This window comes from Mesorhizobium opportunistum WSM2075, from assembly GCF_000176035.2.
Classification (GTDB): Bacteria; Pseudomonadota; Alphaproteobacteria; order Rhizobiales; family Rhizobiaceae; genus Mesorhizobium; species Mesorhizobium opportunistum.
The window spans coordinates 1,484,090-1,505,848 of the sequence record NC_015675.1 but is presented as its reverse complement, the minus strand read 5'-3'; the positions used below and the strand labels follow the sequence as shown (position 1 = coordinate 1,505,848).

Here is a 21,759-nt window from a genome sequence, read left to right as displayed (position 1 = left end):
AGCTCTATTCTTCCCTATTCCCTACTGCCTACTGCCTATCCCTATTCCCTATTCCCTTACCTCACAATCATCCGCTGCTGGTCCCGCTTCTCGGCATAGCTGCCCTTGTCATAGGCGGTCTGGGCCTGGAGCTGTTCCTTGGTGAAGGTCGTGTACAGGTACTTCTTGCCGTTCTTGTCGGTCATGAACTTCAAATTATCCATGCCGACAGCCACTTCCTTCGAGCCTATGCCGAGGAAGCCGCCGACGTCGACGATCACGGCGTCGGGCTTGTTGTCGGGCGTCAGCACGACATCGCCGATCTCGCCGACCTTGGCATCATTGGCGCCATAGACGGTCGTGCCTTTCAGGTCCTCGCCACGGATTTCGCCAATCGGCATTTCCGTCAGCGCCGACTTGTCGATGGCCGCGGTCTGCGTCTGGTCGGGAGCCGAGGCATCTGGGGATGCCGGCGCCTGCGCCGTCTTGTTTGCCGGAGCGGCGGGGGCCGTCGTGCCGGAGGGCGCGGCGGCCGGAGTGGTTGCCGCCGGCGCATTGGACGCCGTCGTTGCCGGCACCGGGTCATAGGCCTTGCGGTTGAAATCCGGTTGCGCCTGCAGCTCTTCCTTGGTGGTCTGCGCCACCAGCCAGCGGTCGCCGTTCTTCTCGGCCCACTGTGCCTTGTTGAAGTCATAGGTCACGTTCTTGGCCCCGAGGCCAAGGAACCCGCCCACGCCGATCACCAGTGACTGGGCCTTGCCCTCCTTGCTCAGCACGATGTCGTTGACGCTGCCGATGTTCTGTGCGTCGTCGCCGGTGCCGTTGTAGACGGTCTCACCGATGATGTTGGTGGCAAGATTGCCATCGGCGCGCTTTACCGGCTCGGCCGGTGCGGCGGCAGGTGCCTGTGCCGTATCCGTTGCCGCGGGTGCTGCCGCGTTGGAAGCCGCAGGCGCTGACGCGGGTTCATAAGGCTTGCTGTCGAATTCAGGTTGGGCCTTCAACTCGTCCTTGGTTGTCTTGGCAATCAGCCACCGGTCGCCATTCTTCTCGGCCCATTGCAGCTTGTCGTAGTCGAAGGCGACATCCTTCGTTCCGACACCGAGAAAGCCGCCGACGCCGATGACGACGGATTTCGTCATGCCATCCTTGTCGAAGACGACATCGGTGACCTTGCCGATATTTTCGGCGTCGTCACCGGGGCCGTTATAGACGGATTCGCCGATGATGTTGGTGACGATGCTACCTTCGGCGTGTATCGCCGAACCAGCGGCGGGCTGCTGGACGGAAGGTGTGGCCGGTCCCGGGCTTGCCTCGGTCTGCGCAAAGGCGCCGGTCGCGACCAGGGCTGCGAGTGCGGTCGAAGCTAAAAGGGTGCGGATCATGATCATCTCTCCTGCGTGCCTGAGTTGCGTGCACGCCGCGCCCGGTTTTGACCGTCGCCGGTGAGATCGAGCGCGGCATTTCTACAAGTTCACAACGTCGTGACCATGCTGTTGTTCCGACAAAAAGCCGCGTGGCATTGGTGATGAAACCTGAAGCGAAATGCGGGGCAGGCCCACTGGATGCAACCGCGGATCCCGGTGCCGCCGGAACCTTTTCCGCTTCGCTGCGTTTCAGCCTTCGGCTGGGCGCATGCCGGCCGGACTGTGTCTTAGGCAGCGGAGCGGGGCATGAAATTTGCGGCGGTGCTGAACCGGGACGGTGGCACCATGCGCACCACCGACCTCGCGGCTTTTTCCGACAGGATGCGTCGGACCCTGGAAAGTGCTGGCCATTCTCTCAGCATCGATGTCGTTGCCGGCAAGGACGTGGTCGAGACCCTCGACAGCGTCGCTTCGCGCCGTGCCGTCGATGTCGTGCTGGCCGGTGGCGGCGACGGAACCATTTCCGCCGCGGCCGCCAGGCTGATGGGCAAGAACAAAGCGCTTGCCATATTGCCGGCTGGCACCATGAACCTGTTCGCACGCGGCCTGGGCATTCCACAGTCGCTCGATGCCGCGCTGAAATCCTTCGCCGACGGCGAAATCATCGCCGTCGACATGGCCACGGCCAACGGCCAGCCCTTCATCCATCAGTTCTCCATCGGCATGCATGCGAGGATGGTTCAGTTGCGCCAAAGGATGGAATTCGGTTCGCGCCTGGGAAAGATCGGGGCTTCGGCTAAGGCGGCGTGGGCGACGATCAAGAATCCGCCGGCGATGAACGTCACGTTAAATATCGGCGAAACCGAGATCGCGGCGCGCATCACCGGCATCGGTATTACCAACAATTTGTTTGGCGAAGGCCACCTGCCCTATGCCGACAACCCTGCTGGCGGCGTGCTCGGTATCTACGTCACGGTGGCGCAGCAGCGTGCAGAACTGGTCAAATTCTTCTTCGACGTGGCGCGTGGCAAATGGCGCGACAACGAGCATGTCGAAATCCACCAAGCCGACCGGGCGGTTCTGAAAATCCACTCGGGCAGTAAGAAGTTCCACGCTGTGATGGATGGCGAACTGGTCAGGCTCGACCGCGACACGACGCTCGAAATCCGGCCTGGCGCGCTCAATGTCCTGGTGCCGGCCAGCATTGCCGAGGCAAAGGCCGCCTGATGCGATCTCGGACGATGACGGTCAAGGCTCTAGTTGCTCGGCGCGCTTCCTTGCTCTGTCGCCGGCGTCTTGGCGACCTCGCCATAGATTTCGGCGATGCCCCAGGCCGCGAAGGCGAGAAGCAGTGCGGCGATCAGGATACGCAAGCCATGCCTGCCCCATCGCCCCTGACGCGCTTTGTTTTCGGGAATGATCTTGATCATGGCCGGTCCTTGTTTCGTTCCGCGCCTGTTGACGTTCTCGGTAACGGTTCCTTGCTAGGATGGTTCCGAGACGAGCCGATCGGCCGCAGGCCGGCGAAGCGGCAAAGACCGGGGCTGGGCTTTGGGGACTTGGGTGAATAGCAAGGTGGAAACAGTGCCGGCTCTGCCGGCCGCGGTTGCGGGCGCGGTGAAGGACGAAAGCCGTCTGGCCGTGCTGCACGGGCTGGAGATGCTGGATACGGCCGCGGACCTGGACTTCGACCGCATCAGCAGCCTTGCCGCGACCGTCATGCGAGCGCCGATCGCCCTGGTCACGCTCGTCGATATCGAGCGGCAATGGTTCAAGTCCTGCTTTGGCCTGGACGAGACCGAAACGACGACCGACATCTCCTTCTGCGCCCACGCCATCGCCGCCGGCGACGAACCCATGGTGGTGACGGACGCAACGACGGATCCACGCTTCAAAACCAACCCGCTGGTCACCGGCAAGCACCATGTGCGCTTCTATGCCGGCGCGCCGATGCTGGTGGCCGGCGCAAGGATCGGCACGCTATGCGTCCTCGACCGCAAGCCGCATGCCTATCCGTCCCCCGCCACGCTCGACCAGTTGAAGAGGCTCGCCGGCCTCGCCGCCAGCCTGTTCACCCTGAAGGACGCAACCCGCAGCGGCGCTATCGCCGAGGCCGCACTGGCGCGCGAGGAAAAACGCCGCGCCATCGCGCTCGACGCGGCCTCGCTTGCCAGCTGGGCATGGGACATCCGCACCGACATCATCGAATGCGATGTCCGGCTGTCGGAACTGTTCAACCTGCCACGCTCGACCCGGCTGCGGGCACGCGACATCCTCACCGCCATCGATCCGCGCGACGTCTACCAGACCGAGACCCGCTTTCGCGACGCCTTGACCGGCAGTGACGACTACTTCGGTGAATATCGCGTAAAGGGCTTCCATCCGCCGCGTTGGGTCGCGACGCGTGGCCGTGTCATCGAACGCGACGGCGAGGGCAAGCCGACGCTCATCTTCGGCGTCAACTACGACATCTCCGAACGCAAGCTCGGCGACGAGCGGCAGCGGCTGTTGCTGCGCGAACTCAACCATCGCGTCAAGAACACGCTGGCGACCGTCCAGGCGCTGGCGACGCAGACCGTGCGTCATGCCCGCCAGCCGAGCGAATTCCTGGAAGCCTTCGGTGCCCGGCTTCAGGCCCTGGGCGTCGCGCACAATCTTTTGTCCGACCGAGAGTGGCGCGGCATCGGTATCCGCGAACTCGTCCAGATCGAGACCGGACCCTTTGACACAGCCGGCCAGCCGCGTATGACGATTTCCGGGGCCGACCTGCTGCTGTCGCCCGATCAGGCCGTCGGCCTTGGCCTTATCCTGCACGAGTTGGCCAGCAACGCATTGCAATATGGATCGCTGTCGGTTGCGTCGGGCAAGGTCGATCTCGGCTGGAAGGCGCAAGGCAGGAAGAGCGACCGTCGCCTGGTGCTGACCTGGCGCGAAAGCGGCGGCCCGCAGGTTACCCCGCCCCAGCGCCACGGGTTCGGCTCGATCCTCATCCGGCGCAGCCTAGCCAAGGTCCTTTCAAGCGAAGTGACCCATGAATTCCGTCAGGAGGGCGTATTCGCCGAAATATCGATGCCCCTGGAAGACCTGTCGAAATGACGGACCCATCCGGGCCGAAGCGGCGACGTTATTTCCCCTCGCCGGCATCATCCGGATGGTCAGCGCCGGGTTTGGAGTTCTCGCGGTAAATGGCATAGGCCGCGAGCGCCACGGCCGGGCCCAGAATGATCCCGAGGCCGCCTTTCCCCTTGAGTCCCCCTGTCCCCTTGAGCAACGTCGGCAGCAGGGCCAGTGCGGCCGTGACGCCGATCGCCTTCATGTCGGTTTTGCGCCGCTTTGCCTCGCGGCGAGCGCGAGCGCCGGACATCAACCGATGGATCAGGAGAACGAGGCCCGCGACCACCAGAAAGCCGACACCGAAACCGAGCGCCGCCGCCAGCGATCCATAGCGGGCCGCCGCCCAGATATAGGCGGCCCCCACCAGAAAGCCGAGACCGCACAATGCCGCCAGAGCGGCGAGCGCATAGACGATGGCCGCCGTGCGCGCGCGGCGCACGGCGGCCAAAGTTTCACCCGAGGCGAAACCCGAAAGCAGCGATGCCAGCAGTCCCATCTGCGGCGTGACTAGCGACGCGCGAGCAGCGCGAAGAGGAAGCCGACACCGGCGGCGATTGCCAGTGACGTCACAGGCTTTTCGCGTACGCTCGCCACCATCTGCGCCTCGATATCCCTGGCGTTGCCGCGCAGGTTATCGAAAGCCGCTTCACCCTGGGCCCGCAACTGCTCGACACCTTCGGCCGCCGCACGACGCGCGGTGCCGTAGCCGTGTTCACCGGTCTTGGCCAACTGTTTGGTAAGCTTGTCGATATCGGCCTTCAACTGCCTGATATCGGCCTCGAGGTCCGAATTCGCCCGCGCCTCGTTGGCGGTCTTTCCTGCGGCAGCTGCCATTGCTTAACTCCTTGTGATTGCTCGATTTCAAACGCGCCGTGCGGCTTAACGTTCCGGCATCGGTCCAAACTACCTGGAAAGCTGCCCGCGCGCACCCGATCTGGCAAGATGCATTGCGTCAGAACTCGGCGGCCCTCCCGAGCTGCTTTAGCGCCTCGCAACCGCCGTCGCGCCAGACGACCAGCTTGCGATCCATCAGCTGAAAAGCGCCCATTCTGGCTTGGCATTTCGACCCCCTCCTCGAGCGCCCGCCGGGCGGCAGGCAGGATTTGAAACGCTTTGCCGGGATCGAAGTTCCGACGAGCGGCGGGATGTCTCTGTTAGACGAGCGGCGGCATGTCTTTTTTAAATGACAACGGCCCAAATAACCATCATGACTCCCACCGTTTCAAGGAGCCATTGCCCGTGCCCCCGTTACTTGATGGATTGCGCATTCTTGTCTTGGAGGACGAGTTCCTCATAGCCATGGATGTCGAGCAGCTTTGCCGTGACCACGGTGCAGGCGAGGTGGTGATTGCCCGCGACCTGACCGAGGTCGATGGCCGAAAGGTCGCAACGCAATTCGACGCGGCCATCGTCGATCTGATGCTGGGCGGCACTTCGACGCTCGAATTCGCCGCGGGCCTGCGTGAAACAGGCGTCCCCTTCGTGTTTGCCTCCGGCTATTCGGATGCGGACGAGATCAAGGCAACGTTTCCAGGGGTGAGGCTGGTCACCAAACCCTATTCAGGCGAAGATCTGGTCGAAGCGGTGGCGCTGGCCTACGGACGTGCCTCGCCTGATTGAGACCGACGCGGCAGCATCCGGGTTCCTGCTACTAGGCATGCTTCAATGTGCTGCCGTCCCTGTGACCTGGGTCGAGATCGCATCGGGACCATATTCGTCTTCACCGGAGATCTTCAAGATTTCCTGCAGGCGCGTGCGGGCCCTGCTGACCCGGCTCTTGATCGTTCCGACCGCGCAACCGCAGATTTCGGCGGCCTCCTCGTAGGAGAAGCCCGAAGCACCGATGAGGATGATGGCCTCACGCTGGTCTTCCGGCAATTGCTCGAGAGCGCCACGAAAATCCTTGAGGTCGAGTTGGCCGTGCTGGGCCGGATGCACCGCAAGCCTGGCCGTCATGATGCCGTCGCTGTCCTGCACCTCGCGGCCCCGCTTGCGCATTTGCGAATAGAACTCATTGCGCAGGATAGTGAAAAGCCATGCCTTGAGATTGGTGCCGGGCTGGAAGCTCTCATGCTTGTCCCACGCCTTGACCAGCGTCTCCTGAACGAGGTCGTCGGCCTTGTCGGCATTCTGCGTCAACGACACGGCAAAGGCCCGCAAGCTTGGGATCGCCCCAAGCAGATCGGTCTTGAAGCCTTGGGAGACCGCTGCCATGCCTCAGTCCTTCTTCTGCGCGGGTTCGGTCCGTTCCAGTTGCCTGAGCAACTGGGCAAAGCGATCCGGCACATCGTCGGAGACCAGCTCGTCGTAATACTGCTTGAGTTTGCGTCCGATTTCGGAGTTAGGCCCGAGCGGGTCGCCCGAACCGTTCCGGCGCCTGCCCGCGGCGCCAGTCAAAATTTCTTTGGTCATATCCTTCATTTCGCCCTTATATTCCCAGCACGAAAGCCGCTTGAATTCAACTCGACACAAGGCAAGCGGCATCCTCGTCTGGTCGCCCATCCCAACCCCAAACGCCGTTCGCGCCCATTCGTTCCATTTGCGCCGGAACTTTTTCGGAGAGCCCGCGTTATGTTAGCTGGGCCTGCAATCAGCTCGACCTGCAAATCCAGGCAATCGCGTCATTCTGAGGGAGACGTCCTACCATGAGTTTATCCGCCACCATCGCCCCGCACCTGCCGTTCCTGCGCCGCTTCTCGCGCGCCGTTTCCGGGTCCCAGGAGAGCGGAGATGCGCTGGTCGCCGCGATGCTCGAGGCCATCATTGCCGATGTCGATATTTTTCCCGAAGCATCGAGCGACCGTATCGCCCTCTACAAGGTGTTCGCCAAACTGTTCACGTCGGTCGCCATCCGTGTTCCGCAGGAGCAGGCACAATCGGCATGGGAGCAGCGCGCAGCCGCCAATCTCAATGCGATCGCTCCGCTTCCCCGGCAGGCCTTCCTGCTGGTCGCCGTCGAAGGCTTCAGCGAGGACGAGGCGGCCGAGATCCTCGACGTCGGCGACCAGGAATTCTCCGAGCTGCTTGCCCAGGCGAGCAATGAAATCTCTCGCCAGGTGGCAACCGACGTGCTGATCATCGAGGACGAACCGTTGATCGCAATGGACATAGAGGAGATGGTCGAGAGCCTCGGCCACCGCGTCGTGGGAACGGCGCGCACCCATGCCGAAGCGGTGACGATGTTCGGCAAGACACGGCCGAAGATGGTGCTGGCCGACATTCAGCTCGCCGACGGCAGTTCGGGTATCGAAGCGGTCAACGAGATCCTGTCATCAACGTCGGTGCCGGTCATCTTCATCACTGCCTTTCCCGAGCGCCTCCTGACCGGCGAGCGCCCCGAGCCAGCTTTCCTGGTGACCAAACCGTTCAACCCCGACATGGTCAAGGCGCTGATCAGCCAGGCGCTGTTCTTCGACCGTCAGGCCAAGGCCGCCGCATAGGCCCGGCCGTCTGGCCGCAAGATCCGACCGATAGCAGGATTTCACGGCAAGGGCCGCCAGATGCGACGCATCTGGCGGCCCTTTTGCAAAGCCGGGGTTCCCTCATCAGCGATTTCCCCCGAACCGTTTGCAAGCGTCGTCTTTTTCAGCAAATGGTGGAACAAACCGCAACCACCCACGTTTTCATCGCACCATTCGGAAGGAGATGAACCATGCTTTACTGGGCGCTCGTATTTCTCGTCGTGGCCATCATAGCCGGCGCGCTTGGTTTCGGCGGCATCGCCGGCACGTCTGCAGGCATCGCGCAGATATTGTTCTTCGTCTTTCTCGCCTTCCTGATCATCTCGCTTCTTGCCGGTTTGTTCAGGCGAGCATGAGGCGACCTTCATTCAGGCGAACACTGGAAGCCGCACCCCTCAAACGGTTTCCAGCCACCGCCGGGCGGTGTCCCTCAAACGGACGCCGTCCGGCGGACCGCTATTTGGAAGCTGGTTTTTCCTTGGGAACCCATTTGCCGGGGAACCGTTCAGCCTAGCAGGGGTGGACAGATTGACCGATGCGCTCCAAGACTTCAGATAGGACGGAAGGCGCGGGGAGTGACGAAGTCATCGCGCTGCATCCGGCGGAAAGCGGCATGCAGCTTGGCCGGGCGCTTCTCCACGCCCTGCACAATGCCGGCATTTCCGTCCTCTATCAGGATCGAGAGATGAAGACCGTATGGGCCCGCAACATGCGTGCGCCCTGGGTCTCTGACAATACCGACGGCAATGGCATCTTGCCTACAGCGCAGGCCGACCGCATCCGCACCGCAAAGGGCGATGTGGTCGCGACCGGCAATCCGGAGCGGCTTGAGATCAGTGTCCCGGGCGAAGATGGCATCCGCTGGTTCCAGGTATGGGTCGATGCCGACCATGGCGACGGCGGCGATGTGCAAGGCGTGGTCACCACAATGGTCGAGACGACCGAGCAGAAGCGCCGCGAACAGACATTGACGACGCTGTTGCGCGAAGTCAGCCACCGCTCGAAGAACCTGCTGGCGATCATCCAGAGCATAGCGACCCAGACCGGCCGCTATTCCGACAGCATCGGCGATTTCCTGACCCGTTTTCGTGGCCGGCTGCAGTCGCTGGCGTCCTCCCAGGACCTGGTGACTTCTTCCAACTGGCGCGGTGCGGCCCTCCATGACCTGGTGGCAAGCCAGGTCGGCCGCTATGGCACGAGCACATCGCACAGCCTTCGCTTCCGGGGCGCCAATCCCTACCTCAATCCCAACGCCGCACTGCATATTGGCCTCGCGATGCATGAACTCGCCGTCAACTCGGTCAGCTATGGCGCCCTGTCCCGGCCGGATGGTTTCGTCGAGGTGAGCGCCGATCTCAACACCGCAGCCGCCGGTGAGGTCGTCCTGTCGCTGACATGGGCCGAAGCCATTGGAACCAATGGCGGCCGAGGCAGTCAAAAGCGTTTCGGCAGCGTCGCGCTGGAGCGGGTGGTGCCCGCGTCCCTGAATGGAACCGCGAGCCTCGATATCGTGGATGGCCACCTCGAATACCGCCTTGTCGTTCCGCACAGCAATTTCGAGACATGACGAGCGCGGTGGCCGGGAACGCCTGCGGCGGCCGGAGATCCTTAACCGGCTGTTCACCATAAGGGCGGATGCTGTTTTACCCAGATACTGCTGCAACTTGCTTGGGTTGCAGCAAGGTATTGGGAGGAATGCTTGACCGTCTCCGACATGAACAGACTGGAACAGGCCGCCCGTGTTTCGATGGGCGAATTCCAGGATCCCGAAGCATCCGCGGAACCGCTTTCCCCGCCTCATCACGGTCTGCTTTGGGGTGTGGTCCTGGCCGCGGCCGCGACAATTCTCCTGGTCACCGTGTTCAGGCTGACCTGACTGCGATCCGTCCTGCCCGCCTAGTGTTTAGCCGCTCGCGACAGGCATTATTCGCTTGTCATCCCGGAACCAGGAACTTTTGGCTCATCCGGACCGTTATTGTGGCGAGGGGGCTCGCCATGGAACATATCGCTGCACTGTTGCTGGTCGGTTGCACCAACTCGATGGCCGATTGTCATGAGCTCCAGGTTCCAGTCAGCGTCTTTGCGACCGCCGACGAATGCACCGCCGAGCGTCCCTTCGTCGTGGGCGATGTGCGGGAGCAGGCGCAACACGTCGTCGCCAAGTGCCTCGCGGTCGATCCCGCGCTCGAGGATGACTATGATCGGATCGTCTGGAATGTGCATACCGATGGCAGTCTCGACGCCTCGCTGGCGATATCCAGCCTCGTCGTGGCATCGAACGCGACGCGCCCAGAAAAAGGCGACCTTAGCCAACAATAAATTGGAGCAGCAAAGCCCGTTGTTTCATGCTAAATGGCTGCTGGTGCTTACCAAAGTGTGGACACAAAGTGAGGAGTGACTCAATGCGGAAGATGATTATTGCCATGATTGCGGTGGCTGCTCTAAGCGGCTGCACCTCCACCGAGCAGGACGTGGTTGGCGGCGGCTTGATCGGCGCCGGTATCGGCGGCTTGGTCGGCGGTGGCAAGGGCGCGCTGATTGGTGCGGCCGTCGGCGCCGGTTCCGGCCTGCTGGTGCGCAAGCTGCAGAACGGCTACTGCCAGTATCGCGACCGCCATGGCCGCATCTACACGGCACGCTGCAACTAATCCGCGATAATGGAATGCAAATCCGGAGGCCGGATCCGGCCTCCGGACTTTTTTTATGACCCGGCAATCTGTGGCTATCCCTGCTGACAGGCTGAACCTCAGCCGACCAACGGAATTCTGATCTCCACCTTCAGACCATCGGCCTGAAAATCGCGTTTGATCGTGCCACGCAGTTCGCGGGTGACGTTGAGGTCGATCAGCTTGGTGCCGAATCCGGTTTCGGACGGCGCCTCGACTTTCTTTTTCCCGGCCTCCCGCCAGTTCAGCGCCAGCGTCCGCTCGCGCCCACGCCCTTCCAGCGACCAGTCCACCTTGAGCGCCCAGTCACTCCCAAGCGAATTGGCGGAATTGCCGGCTTCGCCATATTTCAGCGCGTTGGTCGCCAGTTCATGGAAGGTCAGGCCAAGCGACTGCGTCGTCGTCTCGTCGAGCAGTACCTCCGGCCCCGACAGCAGCCCCTCGGGCAGTTCCTTGCCGAACACCTGGCCAAGCTCGATGCGCAGCAGATCGGCGAGATCGGCCTTCTGCCAGCGCGAGCGCGTCAGCATGTCCTGGGAAGCCGCCATCGCCTGCAGCCTGGCCGAGAAGGATGCGGAAAACTCGTTGACGTCGGTCGCCCGCGACGCCGTCTGTCGCGCGATCGCCAGCACCCTGGTGATCGAATTCTTGATACGATGCTTCATCTCCTGCAGCATCAGGTCCTTTTCGAGCAGGCTCTTTTCGGTCGTCTCGTGCAGACGCGATGCCGCCTCGTAGGCCCGTTCCTGATAGCGCGCCACCAGCGCGATGGCGCCTGCCGCGAGCAAACCGAACAGCCCCAGCATCACCGGGATGGCGCGCGACGACGGTTGCAAAAAGGCGCTGGTCGGCCTGAACAATATGGTCCATGGACGGCCAGCCACCATGATCTTGCGGGTGACCAGCAGCCGGTCGCCAAACGACGAAGCCGGTGGCGTCTCCGACCGAAACAACAGATTGTCGCCGTTCACTGTGCCGTCATAGATCTCGGTGTTGACCGGCAGCAGCGGCGTGCGGCTGAGCGCAATCTGGAACAGGTCGCGGGCCCGGAAGGCTGCGTAGAGAAAGCCCGCGGTCGAGGATCGCGATGCGTTGATGACCTCGGGCGCGGTTTCGACGTTGAGCCGCACGAAGACCAGGAAGCCGGTGAAGGTCTGCGCGGCGCCGGTGCCTTGGCCGAGTTGCACCAGCCCGCTCGCGTGCTGCTGGTCGTCCGCCATTGCCTTTTCGATCGCCGCGCGCCGCACCGGCTCGCTGAACATGTCGTAGCCGATGCTCGCCTGGTTGGACGGATCCAGCGGCTCGAACAGAGTGATAGGCGCGCGCCAGGGCTGCGTCGTATCCGGATAGACCGGATGGCTGGCACCGAAATCGTGGAGGATATCGCGTTCGACCGCCGCCTCGTCGCCCGTCTTGACGAGTTGGAGGAACCCGATCCCGCGCAGGCCGGCGAAATTGTCCTTGATATCCAGCGCGTTGAAGAATGCCTTGAACTCATTCTGCGATATGTCGCCGTTACGGGCGTCGAACAGAGCCTGCGTGGAGCGCAGCAGCGACAGATGCAGGTCGATACGGCTCTCGATCCGGTTGAGCGCATCGTCGGCCGCCCCTTCGAACTTGATGCGGGCGGCTTCCTGCGTCGCGAAATAGGCGAACCCCGCCATGGTCATGCTGATCAGCGCGACGGCGACGAACGCGACGATTGGAAAAAGTTTCTTCAATGGTGATGCGATCCATGAGCGATATCGGACCTTTATGGGCAAGTCGCCGGGTCAACACAATGGCAAGGCCAAGCCATCGTGATCGCTGGTACATCACGTGAACGGCAACCGGCCGTGCCCGATCGGCCGATGCCGGACCGACAAAACGCCTCAGGCGGCGATCTTCAGCGCGCCCGGCCCCGGAATGGCGCCCGGAGGACATTTACCCAGGATGATCATGCCGAGCACCTCGTCCTGCGTCACGTCGGTGGTGCGCGCGGTGCCGACGACCTGGCCGTTCTTCATCACGCAGACCCGGTCGGCCAGTTCGAACACATCATGGATGTCGTGGCTGATCAGGAAGATGCCGATGCCATCCGACTTGAGCTGCCTGACCAGTTCGCCGACCTGCGCCGTTTCCTGTGGACCGAGTGCGGCGGTCGGCTCGTCCATGATCAGGATGCGGGCGTTGAACAGGATCGCGCGCGCGATCGCCACCGACTGCCGCTGTCCGCCAGACAGCTTGATCACCGGCTCCTTGAAGCGCTGGAAGCGGGGATTGAGCCGCCCCATCACCTTGCGCGCCTCGGCCTCCATGGCGACGTCGTCGAGCGTGCCCCAGGCGGTCATCAGCTCGCGGCCGAGGAACAGGTTGGCGGCGGCGTCGACATTGTCGGCCAGCGCCAGCGTCTGGTAGATCGTCTCGATACCGTATTTCTTGGCGTCGCGCGGGTTGGAGATCGCCGCTTCCTCGCCATTGACGAAGATCTGGCCGGCATCGCGCTTGTAGGCGCCGGACAGGATCTTGATCAGCGTCGACTTGCCCGCGCCATTGTGGCCGAGCAGCGCCACGACCTCGCCGGGGAAAAGATCGATCGAGGCGTCGTCGACGGCACGGATGCCGCCAAAGGCGATCGAGATGTTGCGCATGTCGACCAGCGACGTGCCGGCGGGAGCAGATGCGGGAGCGGTGTTGTCGGCCATGATGGTTCTCCTTCCCTAGACCCGCTTGCGGTAGACGGTATCGAGCCAGACCGCGACAACGAGCACGGCGCCGACGACGATGCTCTGCAGCGGTGAATCGATGCCGAGCAGCACCATGCCGGACTGCAACGACTGCATCAGCAGCGCGCCGAGCATGGCGCCGAGCACCGTTCCGGAGCCGCCGGCAAGCGAAGTGCCGCCGATAACGGCGGCGGCAATCACCAAAAGCTCGTCCAGCGTGCCCAGCGCATTGGTCGACGCGTTAAGACGGGCCGACGAGATCGCCGCGCTGATCGCAGCCAGCACACCCATGATCATGAACACCTTCATCGTCACCCAGCGGGTGTTGATGCCGGCGAGATTGGCAGCCTCCGGATTGCCGCCGATGGCAAAGACGTAGCGGCCGAAACGGGTGCGCTTGGTGATGAACGTCATGACGATGCCAACCGCGACCGCCATCAGCACCGGTATGGCAATGCCGTGGGCGATGAACAGTCCATTTTCGGGAATGGCGATGCCGTTCTGCTGAGCGTACTGGCGTACGATGCCGATTGGCCACGGATAGGAATTGGCGATCCACACCGCGCCAAGGATGGCAGCGCAGGCGACTACGCCGAGAAAGGTTTCCGCCCAGACCGGACGTAGCGGAAAGTTGAACCGTTTGCGCTGCGATCGACCGTTGAGCAGCGCGAAAGCGACAGCCGCGCAAGCAACGGCGCCGATGATCCAGCTGGCGGTGGCGCCGATCGAGCCCCTCGGTCCGCCCCCCATCAGCTGGAATGTGGCGTCGAGCGGCGCGACCGTGCGCCCGTTGGTGATAAGCCATGCCATGCCGCGCCAGACCAGCAGGCCGCCCAATGTCACGATAAAGGCCGGAACTTCGAGGTAGGCGATGATGAAGCCCTGGAACGCACCGATCAGGAGACCGAGCACCACGCCGGCGGCCAGTGCAATGATCCAGAGCCAGGGGTTTCCAAGCTGGAAGCCGATGACGCGAATGAGGAATTCGGCTTGCGCCACGCCCATGATCATGCCGATCACACCTTCGACGGAGCCAACCGAAAGGTCGATGTTACGCATGACGATGACCAGCACCATGCCGGTCGCCATGATCGCGACCGAGGACGTCTGCACCGACAGGTTCCAGAGATTGCGCGGCGTCAGGAAAAGTCCGCCCGACAGGATGTGAATGCCGATCCAGATGACCAGCAGCGCACCGACCATGCCAAGCATGCGTGTGTCGAGTTCGGTTGCCTTCAGAAACCGGGCGACCGCGCCAAGTTCCGATGCCCGCGCGGTGTCGGCCGGTGCATTTGAGGTCGTGTCGGTCATGAAATCCTCCCGCCGGCTTGCCGTCTGACGCGGATGCCGGAATAGAGCCTAGAAGTTACCCGCCCGCGGCGGAAACACAAATCTTCCTGAAAAAACGCCGCGGCCTGACAGCCGCGGCGTTTCATTGTCTGACGTCTTCGAGATCAGTTGCAGGCCGCGACGCTGCCGGCGGCGACGCCTGCACAGACCTCGTCCTTCTTGATCCAGCCGGCGTCGATGACCACGTTGAGATTGTCCTTGGTGATCGCAACCGGTGTCAGGAACAGCGACTTGACGGTGTTGCCGCCAGGCGTCGTGAAGTCCTTCGCACCGGCGATGTCTGCCATCTTCTTGCCGTCGGCCAGCTGCGAGGCGATCTCGGCGGCATTCTTGCCGAGTTCGCGCGCGTCCTTCCACACCGACACGGTCTGGGTGCCGAGCGCGATGCGGTTGAGTGCCGCATGGTCGCCGTCCTGGCCGGACACCGGCACGGTGCCGGCAAGGCCTTGCGCCGTCAGCGCCGCGACGACGCCGCCTGCGGTGCCGTCATTGGCCGCGACCACCGCGTCGACCTTGTTGTCGTTGGCGGTCAGGAACTGTTCCATGTTCTTCTGGGCGTTGGCGGGCAGCCAGCCGTCCGTATAGGCTTCGCCGACATTCTTGATCTTGCCGCTGTCGATGGCTTCCTTGAGCACTTCCATCGAGCCCGAGAACAGGAAGTCGGCATTCGGATCGGCACCCGAGCCCTTGATGAAGACGTAGTTGCCTTCCGGCTTGGCCTTGAACACCGCGCTGGCCTGCAAGCGACCGACTTCCTTGTTGTCGAAGGTCAGGTAGAAGACGTCCTTGTTCTCGATCAGGCGGTCATAACCGACGACCGGAATGCCTTCGTCCAGCGCCTTCTGCACCGCCGGGCCGATGGCCGAGGCATCCTGCGCCAGGATGATCAGCGAATTGGCGCCTTGCGAGATCAGGCTTTCGACATCGGTGAGCTGCTTGCCGGGATTGGACTGCGCGTCGGCGGAGATGTACTTGTCGCCGGCGGCCTCGATCGCTTTTTTCATCGCGGCCTCGTCGGTCTTCCAGCGCTCTTCCTGGAAATTGGACCAGGAAACGCCGATGACCTTGTCCTTCGCCTGCGCGACCGACGCAAGCGTCAGCGACATGGCGACACCCGCCAGGATGGCGGCTGTGAATTTCTTCATGATATTCCTCCCTGCGCCGCGTATGGCGCGACCAAACTGGCCCTAAGGCCGGCACAAAGGCCCTATTTTTTCGAGCCTCGAAAAAACACTGGTCCATCACCGGAACACTGTCAACAATGATTCTGATGGATTTTGAGGTGCCGTGAACTTTTTTTCGAGCTCCGGAATAAATAATGACAGCGTGGGGCGCTTCTGCCAGTATTTGGTGGCTTCGCTGGCGGCCTTCGGGAGGCACGAAAGGCCGCGGCGACTGGGAGGATGCGGGAAACATGTCGGTCGGAATCCGCCACGACGATCTGCGCCGGCGCAACCGCGCCATGGTGATCTCGGCCGTGCGCCGTGCCGGTCAGCCTTCGCGCACCGAGATCGCCGCCACCACCGGCCTCAGCCACTCGACCATCTCGGCGATCTCCTCCGACCTGATCGGCGAAGGCGTCCTGACCGAGGGCAAGCCGAGCGAGGCCGGGGCGCTGAAACGCGGCAGGCCGCAGGTCGGCCTCACACTCAACCCGGAGGCGGCGGCGGTGATGACCGTGGTGCTGTCGCTGAATTTCCTGTCGGTCGCCGTCATCGACTATGCCGGCCAGGTGATATCGGAGGAACAGCGCCGGCTGGACACGCTGACCATGTCGCGCGAGGCGCTGATCGGCGAATGCGTCGCCATCGTGCGGCGCCGCATAGACGATCCCGACATCGATGTCCGCAGCGTCGCCCGCATCGCACTGGCCATCCAGGGCATCACCGACACCGAGGCGCGCGCCATGCTGTGGTCGCCGATCACGCCGCAGACCGACATCGCCTTCGCCGACATATTCGAAGCCGAGTTCGGCATCCCCGCCACCATGGAAAACGACTGCAACATGATGGCGGTGGCGCTGCGCTGGCGCGATCCCGAGCGCTACCGCGACGACTTCATCGCCATTCTGCTGTCTCACGGCATCGGCATGGGCCTGGTGCTGAAGGGCGAACTGTTCACCGGTACCCATTCCTCGGGCGGCGAGTTCGGCCACATGATCCACCGGCCGGGCGGCGCGCTCTGCCGCTGCGGACGGCGCGGCTGCGTCGAGGCCTATGCCGGCAACTACGCCATCTGGCGAAGCGCGAGACAGCTTGGCGAGGACACCGAACCGGTCGACGTCAGCGACGCCGACATGCGGGCACTGGCGGCCTCGGCGCGCGAGAAGGACGGGCCGGAGCGCCAGGCCTATCGCAAGGCCGGCGAGGCGCTCGGCTATGGCCTCGGCAGCCTGTTCGCGCTGATCGATCCCGCCCCGGTCGCCATGGTCGGCGTCAGCGCCGCCGCCTTCGACCTGATCGAGCCGGCCTTGCGCGAGGCGATTGCACAGACCGCCGGCGGCCAGCACTCGAAATCGATCTCCTTCGACACCGAGCCTAACGAACTGCCGCTGATCCGCGAAGGCTGCGCCATGCGCGCTCTGACCTTCGTCGATCAGGAAATATTCGCGCCGGGCGTGCAGGCGAGAGCAGGCGCGGCTGGGAAGAACGTGGCGTGAAATCGAAGCCATCGTAACATCCGTGGGTTGGACAAAGCCTCACGACTTCGTCATCCCTGGGCGGAGCAGGAGCGAAGCTCCGTCGCGGAGACCCTGGGATCCATGCCGCGACCTTGGCCACGGAGTGCAGCGGAGCAGAATTCCGCACCGAGGCAACGCTTCAAAGTCGCGGCGTGGATCCTCGGGTCTACGCCGCGTCGCTTCGCTCCTTGCTCCGCCCGTGGATGACGAAGCAATGGACGTTTTCGCTGATCGCCAAGGTAAAGCGATCCGGCTTAAGCACGAAATCCGACTGTCTAACCTTCCGCGCCGAAGAACCTAATCTTCCCGGATCGCGTAGCCCGCCCCACGAATGGTTCTAATGACATCGGGCATGCGGCCATTGTTGACCGCCTTGCGCAGCCGCCCGACATGCACGTCGACCGTGCGCTCGTCGATGTAGATCGTCTCGCCCCAGACATTGTCGAGCAGCTGGCTGCGCGAGAACACCCGGCCGGGATGGCGCATCATGAATTCGAGCAGGCGGAACTCGGTCGGCCCGAGCCGGATCTCGCTCTTCTTGCGGTAGACGCGGTGCGATTCGCGGTCGAGCACGATGTCGCCGACCTTGAGCACGCTGGACAGCACTTCCGGTTTGGCGCGGCGCAGCAACGCCTTGACGCGGGCCATGAACTCCGGCGTCGAGAACGGCTTGACCAGATAGTCGTCGGCGCCTGTGGAGAGTCCACGTACACGGTCGCTTTCTTCGCCCCGCGCGGTCAGCATGATGATCGGCAGCCGCTCGGTCTCGGGCCGCATTCGCAGGCGCCGGCAGAGTTCGATGCCGGACACCGCCGGCACCATCCAGTCGAGCACCAGAAGGTCGGGCACGTTCTCCTGCAGGCGGATCTCCGCCTCGTCGCCGCGCGTCACCACCTCGACCTGGTAACCTTCCGATTCCAGATTGTAGCGGAGCAGCACCCCTAACGGCTCCTCATCCTCCACCACCATGATGCGTGGCGCGATCATCGGCTGGTCACCCCTGCTATGCCGCCGGCGCCGACATCGCGGTTTCGTCCTGCTTCGGACGATTGGCGGGCAGCTGCGTGCCGGTCAGCACATAATACGCATTCTCGGCGATGTTGGTCACGTGGTCGCCGATGCGTTCGAGGTTCTTGGCACAGAACAAAAGATGCGTGCAGGCGGTGATGTTGCGCGGATCTTCCATCATGTAGGTCAGCAGTTCGCGGAACACCGAGGTGTATTTGACATCGATGCGCTCGTCGGCGGCGCGCAGCTTCGCCAGTGCCGCGGCATCACGCGCCGCATATTCCTCGATGACACCTTGAACCTGGATCAGCACCAGCTGCGCCATCGCGTCGATGGAGTGCGACAGGTCGCGCGGCGTGGCGGAGAGCCCGACCGTGCCGACGCGCTTGGCGATGTTCTTGGCAAGGTCGCCGATGCGTTCGAGATCGCCGGCCATGCGGATCGAGCCGACGACATGGCGCAGATCGTCGGCCATCGGCTGGCGCTTGGCGATCAGCGTGATGGCGCGGTCGTCCAGCTCGCGCTGGCGCGCATCCATGATCGCGTCATCGGAGACGACGCGTTGGGCGAGCGCATTGTCGGAGTTCAGCAGCGCCTTGGTGGCACCGCCGACCATCGAGCCGGCGAGGTCGCCCATGTCGCTGATCAGCCTGCTGATCTGTCCGAGATCTTCGTCGAAGGCTGCAACCGTGTGTTCGGCCATGATCCTGGTCCTCGTATGCGTGCGATCAGCCGAAGCGGCCGGTGATGTAGTCCTGCGTGCGCTTCTCGCGGGGCGACGTGAAGATCTTCTCCGTCTTGTCGAACTCGACCAGTTCGCCCAGGTACATGAAGGCCGTCTGCTTCGACACGCGCGCCGCCTGCTGCATGTTGTGGGTGACGATGACGATCGTGTAGTCGGCCTGCAATTCGTCGATCAGCTCCTCGATCTTGGCGGTCGACAGCGGATCGAGCGCCGAGGCCGGCTCGTCGAGCAGGATGACTTCCGGCTTCACCGCCACGGTACGGGCAATGCAGAGCCGCTGCTGCTGGCCGCCCGAAAGGCTGAGGCCGCTGGCATTGAGCTTGTCCTTGACCTCGGTCCAGAGCGCCGCGCGCTTCAGCGCCTGCTCGACGCGGCCGTCCATCTCGGCCTTGCTGATCTTCTCGTAGAGCCTGACGCCGAAGGCGATGTTCTCATAGATCGACATCGGGAACGGCGTCGGCTTCTGGAACACCATGCCGATCTTGGTGCGCAAGAGGTTGAGGTCCTGCGAACGGTCGAGAACGTTCTTGCCGTCGAGCAGCACCTGGCCCTCGGCGGTCTGCCTGGGATAGAGCTCGTAGATGCGGTTGAAGACGCGCAGCAGCGTCGACTTTCCGCAGCCCGACGGTCCGATGAAGGCGGTGACGCTGCGTTCGGGCAGCGACAGCGTGATGTCCTTCAGCGCCTTCGACTGGCCGTAGTAGAAATTGAGGTTCTTGACCTCGATCTTTGCCTTGGCGGCTGCCTCGGCGGCGATCGTCATGTCTGGAGACAACATCTGGCTCATTTGTCCTCTCTGCGTCCGGTCAGGCTGCGCGCAAAGATGCTGAGCGCGAGAACCGTCAATGTAATTATGAGTGCGCCGGTCCAGGCCAGTTGCTGCCATTCCTCGTAGGGGCTGAGAGCGAACTGGAAGATGGTGACAGGCAGGCTGGCCATCGGCGCGTTGAGATTGCTCGACCAGAACTGGTTGTTGAGCGCGGTGAACAGCAGCGGTGCCGTCTCGCCGGAGATACGGGCAATGGCCAGCAATATGCCGGTGACGATGCCGGAAAGCGCGGCGCGGTAGGCGACCGAGCGGATCACCACCCAGCGCGGCGCGCCGATCGCGGTGCCGGCTTCGCGCAAGGCGTTGGGCACCAAATTGAGCATGTCCTCGGTGGTGCGCACGACGACGGGGATAACCAGAATAGCCAGCGCGACGGCGCCGGCCATCGCCGAGAAATGCCCCATCGGCCGAACCATCAATTCGTAGACGAACAGGCCGATGATGATCGACGGCGCCGACAGAAGGATATCGTTGATGAAGCGCACAACGGTGGTGAGCTTCGAAAAGCGGCCGTATTCGGCCATGTAGGTGCCGGCCAGCACACCGATCGGCGTGCCGACGATGATGCCGATGACGGTCATCACGATGCTGCCGTAGATGGCGTTGAGCAGGCCGCCGGCATCGCCGGGCGGCGGGGTCATTTCCGTGAAGACCGAAAGATTGACGCCCGACAGGCCCTTGTAGAGCAGGGCGCCGAGAATGAGCGCCAGCCAGGCAAGGCCGATGCCGGCCGCGGCGACGCACAGCGTCATCATCACGCCATTCTTGCGCTTGCGGCTCTGGTGAAGCGACGTGGCTGTCGACATCGGTCAGGCTCCGGTGCGGGCGTCGATGCGCATCAGCATGTAGCGTGCGATGGCAAGGATCAGGAAAGTGATGACGAACAGGATCAGGCCGAGCGCCACCAGCGAAGACGTGTAGAGATCGCCGACCGCTTCGGTGAATTCGTTGGCGATGGTCGCGGAGATCGTCGTTGCGGGCGCAAACAGCGATGTCGAGATGCGGTGCGCGTTGCCGATGACGAAGGTCACCGCCATGGTTTCGCCGAGCGCGCGGCCAAGGCCGAGCATGACGCCGCCCATGATGCCGATCCGCGTGTAGGGAATGACGACGCGGCGGGTCACTTCCCACGTCGTGCAGCCGATGCCGTAGGCCGATTCCTTCAGCACCGGAGGCACCGTGTCGAAGACGTCCTTGGTGATCGAGGTGATGAAAGGCAGCACCATGATGGCAAGGATCATCGACGATGTCAGCAGGCCGATGCCGTAGGGCGGGCCGGCAAACAGGCTGCCGAGGCCCGGGATACCGTGGAACACGCTGATGATGAACGGCTGCACCGTGGTCTGCAGGAACGGCGCCAGCACGAACAGGCCCCAGATGCCGTAGATGATCGAGGGAATGCCGGCCAGCAATTCCACCGCCATGCCGATCGGGCGCCGCAGCGGGCGCGGGCAAAGCTCGGTGAGGAAGATGGCGATGCCGATGCCGAGCGGCACGGCGATCAGGATGGCGATTGCCGAGGTGATGATGGTACCGTAGATCGGCGCCAGCGCGCCGAATTTCTCCGTCACCGGATTCCAGCTTTCGCTGGTCAGGAACGAGAAGCCGAAGGTCGAGAGGGCTTGCCAGGAGCCGGCAAACAGCGAGATCGCGACGCCGCCGAGCAGCACCAGCACCAATATCGCGGCGGCGCGGGTCATTGCGTGGAAGATCGCGTCTGTCAGCGCAAACCGCCTGACGATAGCGTCGCGCGAACCTCGAATGGCTGGCAAGGCTTCCTGGACAGCACTCATGTCAAGCTCGGCTCGTTCGAGTTGAAGGAAAAGGAGCGCCGCGGGCGCGGCGCTCCTCCAGA

Annotated in this window: 25 protein-coding genes; 10 read left to right on the top strand and 15 right to left on the bottom strand. The window is 63.1% G+C overall.

From position 1 onward, the window contains the following. Positions 1 to 56: 56 nt before the first annotated feature. Positions 57 to 1,364 (bottom strand): PRC-barrel domain-containing protein, encoded by a 1,308-nt coding sequence (locus MESOP_RS07220; RefSeq protein WP_013892675.1) that lies wholly within the window; start codon positions 1,362 to 1,364, stop codon positions 57 to 59. 288 nt (positions 1,365 to 1,652) lie between these two features. Here MESOP_RS07220 and MESOP_RS07215 point away from each other — a divergent pair, with 288 nt between their 5' ends. Then, a complete protein-coding gene (locus tag MESOP_RS07215; protein ID WP_013892674.1) occupies positions 1,653 to 2,573 on the top strand; it encodes a diacylglycerol/lipid kinase family protein in 921 nt (306 codons plus the stop codon). A 29-nt stretch (positions 2,574 to 2,602) separates the two neighbouring features. On the opposite strand, the gene MESOP_RS33440 is transcribed toward MESOP_RS07215, so the two are convergent. Further along, on the bottom strand, positions 2,603 to 2,776 hold the full coding sequence (locus tag MESOP_RS33440) for a hypothetical protein (protein WP_013892673.1): 174 nt from the start codon (positions 2,774 to 2,776) through the stop codon (positions 2,603 to 2,605). A 133-nt stretch (positions 2,777 to 2,909) separates the two neighbouring features. Between MESOP_RS33440 and MESOP_RS07210 the strand changes: the two genes are divergently transcribed. Then, a complete protein-coding gene (locus MESOP_RS07210; protein WP_083833223.1) occupies positions 2,910 to 4,442 on the top strand; it encodes a sensor histidine kinase in 1,533 nt (510 codons plus the stop codon). A 28-nt stretch (positions 4,443 to 4,470) separates the two neighbouring features. Here the strand turns inward: MESOP_RS07210 and MESOP_RS07205 are convergent, their stop codons facing one another. Both MESOP_RS07205 and MESOP_RS07200 read right to left on the bottom strand, forming a co-directional pair. Next, complete coding sequence (locus tag MESOP_RS07205) at positions 4,471 to 4,956, bottom strand: hypothetical protein (protein ID WP_013892671.1); 486 nt, start codon at positions 4,954 to 4,956, stop codon at positions 4,471 to 4,473. 11 nt (positions 4,957 to 4,967) lie between these two features. Beyond that, on the bottom strand, positions 4,968 to 5,294 hold the full coding sequence (locus tag MESOP_RS07200; protein WP_013892670.1) for an ElaB/YgaM/YqjD family protein: 327 nt from the start codon (positions 5,292 to 5,294) through the stop codon (positions 4,968 to 4,970). A 336-nt stretch (positions 5,295 to 5,630) separates the two neighbouring features. On the opposite strand from MESOP_RS07200, the gene MESOP_RS07195 reads away from it, so the two are divergent. Next, on the top strand, positions 5,631 to 6,080 hold the full coding sequence (locus tag MESOP_RS07195; protein WP_013892669.1) for a response regulator: 450 nt from the start codon (positions 5,631 to 5,633) through the stop codon (positions 6,078 to 6,080). 42 nt (positions 6,081 to 6,122) lie between these two features. Here MESOP_RS07195 and MESOP_RS07190 read toward each other — a convergent pair whose 3' ends face one another. Next, positions 6,123 to 6,674: a sigma-70 family RNA polymerase sigma factor gene (locus tag MESOP_RS07190; RefSeq protein ID WP_013892668.1), complete on the bottom strand. Its 552-nt coding sequence runs from the start codon at positions 6,672 to 6,674 to the stop codon at positions 6,123 to 6,125. A gap of 3 nt (positions 6,675 to 6,677) precedes the next feature. Further along, a complete protein-coding gene (locus MESOP_RS07185; protein WP_013892667.1) occupies positions 6,678 to 6,881 on the bottom strand; it encodes a NepR family anti-sigma factor in 204 nt (67 codons plus the stop codon). A 224-nt stretch (positions 6,882 to 7,105) separates the two neighbouring features. Here MESOP_RS07185 and MESOP_RS07180 point away from each other — a divergent pair, with 224 nt between their 5' ends. The 6 genes from MESOP_RS07180 to MESOP_RS07160 all read left to right on the top strand — a co-directional run bounded on the left by MESOP_RS07180 (position 7,106) and on the right by MESOP_RS07160 (position 10,569). Next, complete coding sequence (locus MESOP_RS07180) at positions 7,106 to 7,900, top strand: response regulator (protein WP_013892666.1); 795 nt, start codon at positions 7,106 to 7,108, stop codon at positions 7,898 to 7,900. Between the two features lie 212 nt (positions 7,901 to 8,112). Further along, positions 8,113 to 8,277, top strand: coding sequence for a DUF1328 domain-containing protein (locus tag MESOP_RS33435; protein WP_013892665.1), 165 nt, complete (start codon positions 8,113 to 8,115; stop codon positions 8,275 to 8,277). Between the two features lie 179 nt (positions 8,278 to 8,456). Next, positions 8,457 to 9,488, top strand: coding sequence for a sensor histidine kinase (locus MESOP_RS07170; RefSeq protein ID WP_013892664.1), 1,032 nt, complete (start codon positions 8,457 to 8,459; stop codon positions 9,486 to 9,488). 132 nt (positions 9,489 to 9,620) lie between these two features. Then, complete coding sequence (locus tag MESOP_RS35545; RefSeq protein WP_013892663.1) at positions 9,621 to 9,797, top strand: hypothetical protein; 177 nt, start codon at positions 9,621 to 9,623, stop codon at positions 9,795 to 9,797. A gap of 119 nt (positions 9,798 to 9,916) precedes the next feature. Then, positions 9,917 to 10,240 (top strand): hypothetical protein, encoded by a 324-nt coding sequence (locus MESOP_RS07165; RefSeq protein WP_013892662.1) that lies wholly within the window; start codon positions 9,917 to 9,919, stop codon positions 10,238 to 10,240. An 83-nt stretch (positions 10,241 to 10,323) separates the two neighbouring features. After that, a complete protein-coding gene (locus MESOP_RS07160; protein ID WP_013892661.1) occupies positions 10,324 to 10,569 on the top strand; it encodes a YMGG-like glycine zipper-containing protein in 246 nt (81 codons plus the stop codon). A gap of 98 nt (positions 10,570 to 10,667) precedes the next feature. On the opposite strand, the gene MESOP_RS07155 is transcribed toward MESOP_RS07160, so the two are convergent. The 4 genes from MESOP_RS07155 to xylF form a co-directional block, all read right to left on the bottom strand. Then, a complete protein-coding gene (locus tag MESOP_RS07155; protein ID WP_013892660.1) occupies positions 10,668 to 12,308 on the bottom strand; it encodes a CHASE domain-containing protein in 1,641 nt (546 codons plus the stop codon). A gap of 150 nt (positions 12,309 to 12,458) precedes the next feature. After that, entirely contained in the window at positions 12,459 to 13,271 is an 813-nt protein-coding gene (locus MESOP_RS07150) for an ATP-binding cassette domain-containing protein (RefSeq protein ID WP_013892659.1), read from the bottom strand. A gap of 15 nt (positions 13,272 to 13,286) precedes the next feature. Then, on the bottom strand, positions 13,287 to 14,603 hold the full coding sequence (locus MESOP_RS07145) for a sugar ABC transporter permease (protein ID WP_013892658.1): 1,317 nt from the start codon (positions 14,601 to 14,603) through the stop codon (positions 13,287 to 13,289). 143 nt (positions 14,604 to 14,746) lie between these two features. Further along, positions 14,747 to 15,787 carry a D-xylose ABC transporter substrate-binding protein gene (gene xylF, locus MESOP_RS07140; protein WP_013892657.1) on the bottom strand — a complete coding sequence of 347 codons (1,041 nt, stop codon included), beginning with the start codon at positions 15,785 to 15,787 and terminating at the stop codon, positions 14,747 to 14,749. Between the two features lie 269 nt (positions 15,788 to 16,056). On the opposite strand from xylF, the gene MESOP_RS07135 reads away from it, so the two are divergent. After that, complete coding sequence (locus tag MESOP_RS07135) at positions 16,057 to 17,301, top strand: ROK family protein (RefSeq protein WP_013892656.1); 1,245 nt, start codon at positions 16,057 to 16,059, stop codon at positions 17,299 to 17,301. Positions 17,302 to 17,619: 318 nt separating this feature from the next. On the opposite strand, the gene phoB is transcribed toward MESOP_RS07135, so the two are convergent. Genes phoB through pstC form a run of 5 tightly spaced genes read right to left on the bottom strand, consistent with a single transcriptional unit; the run spans position 17,620 to position 21,697 of the window. Next, on the bottom strand, positions 17,620 to 18,309 hold the full coding sequence (phoB, locus tag MESOP_RS07130; RefSeq protein ID WP_010911896.1) for a phosphate regulon transcriptional regulator PhoB: 690 nt from the start codon (positions 18,307 to 18,309) through the stop codon (positions 17,620 to 17,622). 16 nt (positions 18,310 to 18,325) lie between these two features. Beyond that, entirely contained in the window at positions 18,326 to 19,033 is a 708-nt protein-coding gene (gene phoU / locus MESOP_RS07125) for a phosphate signaling complex protein PhoU (protein ID WP_013892655.1), read from the bottom strand. Between the two features lie 25 nt (positions 19,034 to 19,058). After that, positions 19,059 to 19,862 carry a phosphate ABC transporter ATP-binding protein PstB gene (pstB, locus tag MESOP_RS07120; protein ID WP_013892654.1) on the bottom strand — a complete coding sequence of 268 codons (804 nt, stop codon included), beginning with the start codon at positions 19,860 to 19,862 and terminating at the stop codon, positions 19,059 to 19,061. After that, positions 19,859 to 20,710 carry a phosphate ABC transporter permease PstA gene (gene pstA, locus MESOP_RS07115; protein WP_013892653.1) on the bottom strand — a complete coding sequence of 284 codons (852 nt, stop codon included), beginning with the start codon at positions 20,708 to 20,710 and terminating at the stop codon, positions 19,859 to 19,861. Before pstA ends, pstB begins: the two co-directional genes overlap by 4 nt. A gap of 3 nt (positions 20,711 to 20,713) precedes the next feature. After that, positions 20,714 to 21,697: a phosphate ABC transporter permease subunit PstC gene (gene pstC, locus MESOP_RS07110; RefSeq protein WP_013892652.1), complete on the bottom strand. Its 984-nt coding sequence runs from the start codon at positions 21,695 to 21,697 to the stop codon at positions 20,714 to 20,716. Positions 21,698 to 21,759: the final 62 nt, after the last annotated feature.

Bases quoted from the DNA above. Each gene is read 5' to 3' on its own strand.
- MESOP_RS07150 (WP_013892659.1), bottom strand. From the start codon at position 13,271: ATGGCCGACAACACCGCTCCCGCATCTGCTCCCGCCGGCACGTCGCTG.
- MESOP_RS07205 (WP_013892671.1), bottom strand. From the start codon at position 4,956: ATGGGACTGCTGGCATCGCTGCTTTCGGGTTTCGCCTCGGGTGAAACT.
- phoU (WP_013892655.1), bottom strand. From the start codon at position 19,033: ATGGCCGAACACACGGTTGCAGCCTTCGACGAAGATCTCGGACAGATC.
- MESOP_RS07200 (WP_013892670.1), bottom strand. From the start codon at position 5,294: ATGGCAGCTGCCGCAGGAAAGACCGCCAACGAGGCGCGGGCGAATTCG.
- xylF (WP_013892657.1), bottom strand. From the start codon at position 15,787: ATGAAGAAATTCACAGCCGCCATCCTGGCGGGTGTCGCCATGTCGCTG.
- MESOP_RS07220 (WP_013892675.1), bottom strand. From the start codon at position 1,364: ATGATCCGCACCCTTTTAGCTTCGACCGCACTCGCAGCCCTGGTCGCG.
- MESOP_RS07180 (WP_013892666.1), top strand. From the start codon at position 7,106: ATGAGTTTATCCGCCACCATCGCCCCGCACCTGCCGTTCCTGCGCCGC.
- MESOP_RS07195 (WP_013892669.1), top strand. From the start codon at position 5,631: ATGTCTTTTTTAAATGACAACGGCCCAAATAACCATCATGACTCCCAC.
- MESOP_RS33435 (WP_013892665.1), top strand. From the start codon at position 8,113: ATGCTTTACTGGGCGCTCGTATTTCTCGTCGTGGCCATCATAGCCGGC.
- phoB (WP_010911896.1), bottom strand. From the start codon at position 18,309: ATGATCGCGCCACGCATCATGGTGGTGGAGGATGAGGAGCCGTTAGGG.
- MESOP_RS07215 (WP_013892674.1), top strand. From the start codon at position 1,653: ATGAAATTTGCGGCGGTGCTGAACCGGGACGGTGGCACCATGCGCACC.
- pstB (WP_013892654.1), bottom strand. From the start codon at position 19,862: ATGAGCCAGATGTTGTCTCCAGACATGACGATCGCCGCCGAGGCAGCC.
- MESOP_RS07145 (WP_013892658.1), bottom strand. From the start codon at position 14,603: ATGACCGACACGACCTCAAATGCACCGGCCGACACCGCGCGGGCATCG.
- MESOP_RS07165 (WP_013892662.1), top strand. From the start codon at position 9,917: ATGGAACATATCGCTGCACTGTTGCTGGTCGGTTGCACCAACTCGATG.
- pstA (WP_013892653.1), bottom strand. From the start codon at position 20,710: ATGTCGACAGCCACGTCGCTTCACCAGAGCCGCAAGCGCAAGAATGGC.
- MESOP_RS07135 (WP_013892656.1), top strand. From the start codon at position 16,057: ATGTCGGTCGGAATCCGCCACGACGATCTGCGCCGGCGCAACCGCGCC.
- MESOP_RS07170 (WP_013892664.1), top strand. From the start codon at position 8,457: ATGCGCTCCAAGACTTCAGATAGGACGGAAGGCGCGGGGAGTGACGAA.
- MESOP_RS07160 (WP_013892661.1), top strand. From the start codon at position 10,324: ATGCGGAAGATGATTATTGCCATGATTGCGGTGGCTGCTCTAAGCGGC.
- MESOP_RS07185 (WP_013892667.1), bottom strand. From the start codon at position 6,881: ATGAAGGATATGACCAAAGAAATTTTGACTGGCGCCGCGGGCAGGCGC.
- MESOP_RS07190 (WP_013892668.1), bottom strand. From the start codon at position 6,674: ATGGCAGCGGTCTCCCAAGGCTTCAAGACCGATCTGCTTGGGGCGATC.
- pstC (WP_013892652.1), bottom strand. From the start codon at position 21,697: ATGAGTGCTGTCCAGGAAGCCTTGCCAGCCATTCGAGGTTCGCGCGAC.
- MESOP_RS33440 (WP_013892673.1), bottom strand. From the start codon at position 2,776: ATGATCAAGATCATTCCCGAAAACAAAGCGCGTCAGGGGCGATGGGGC.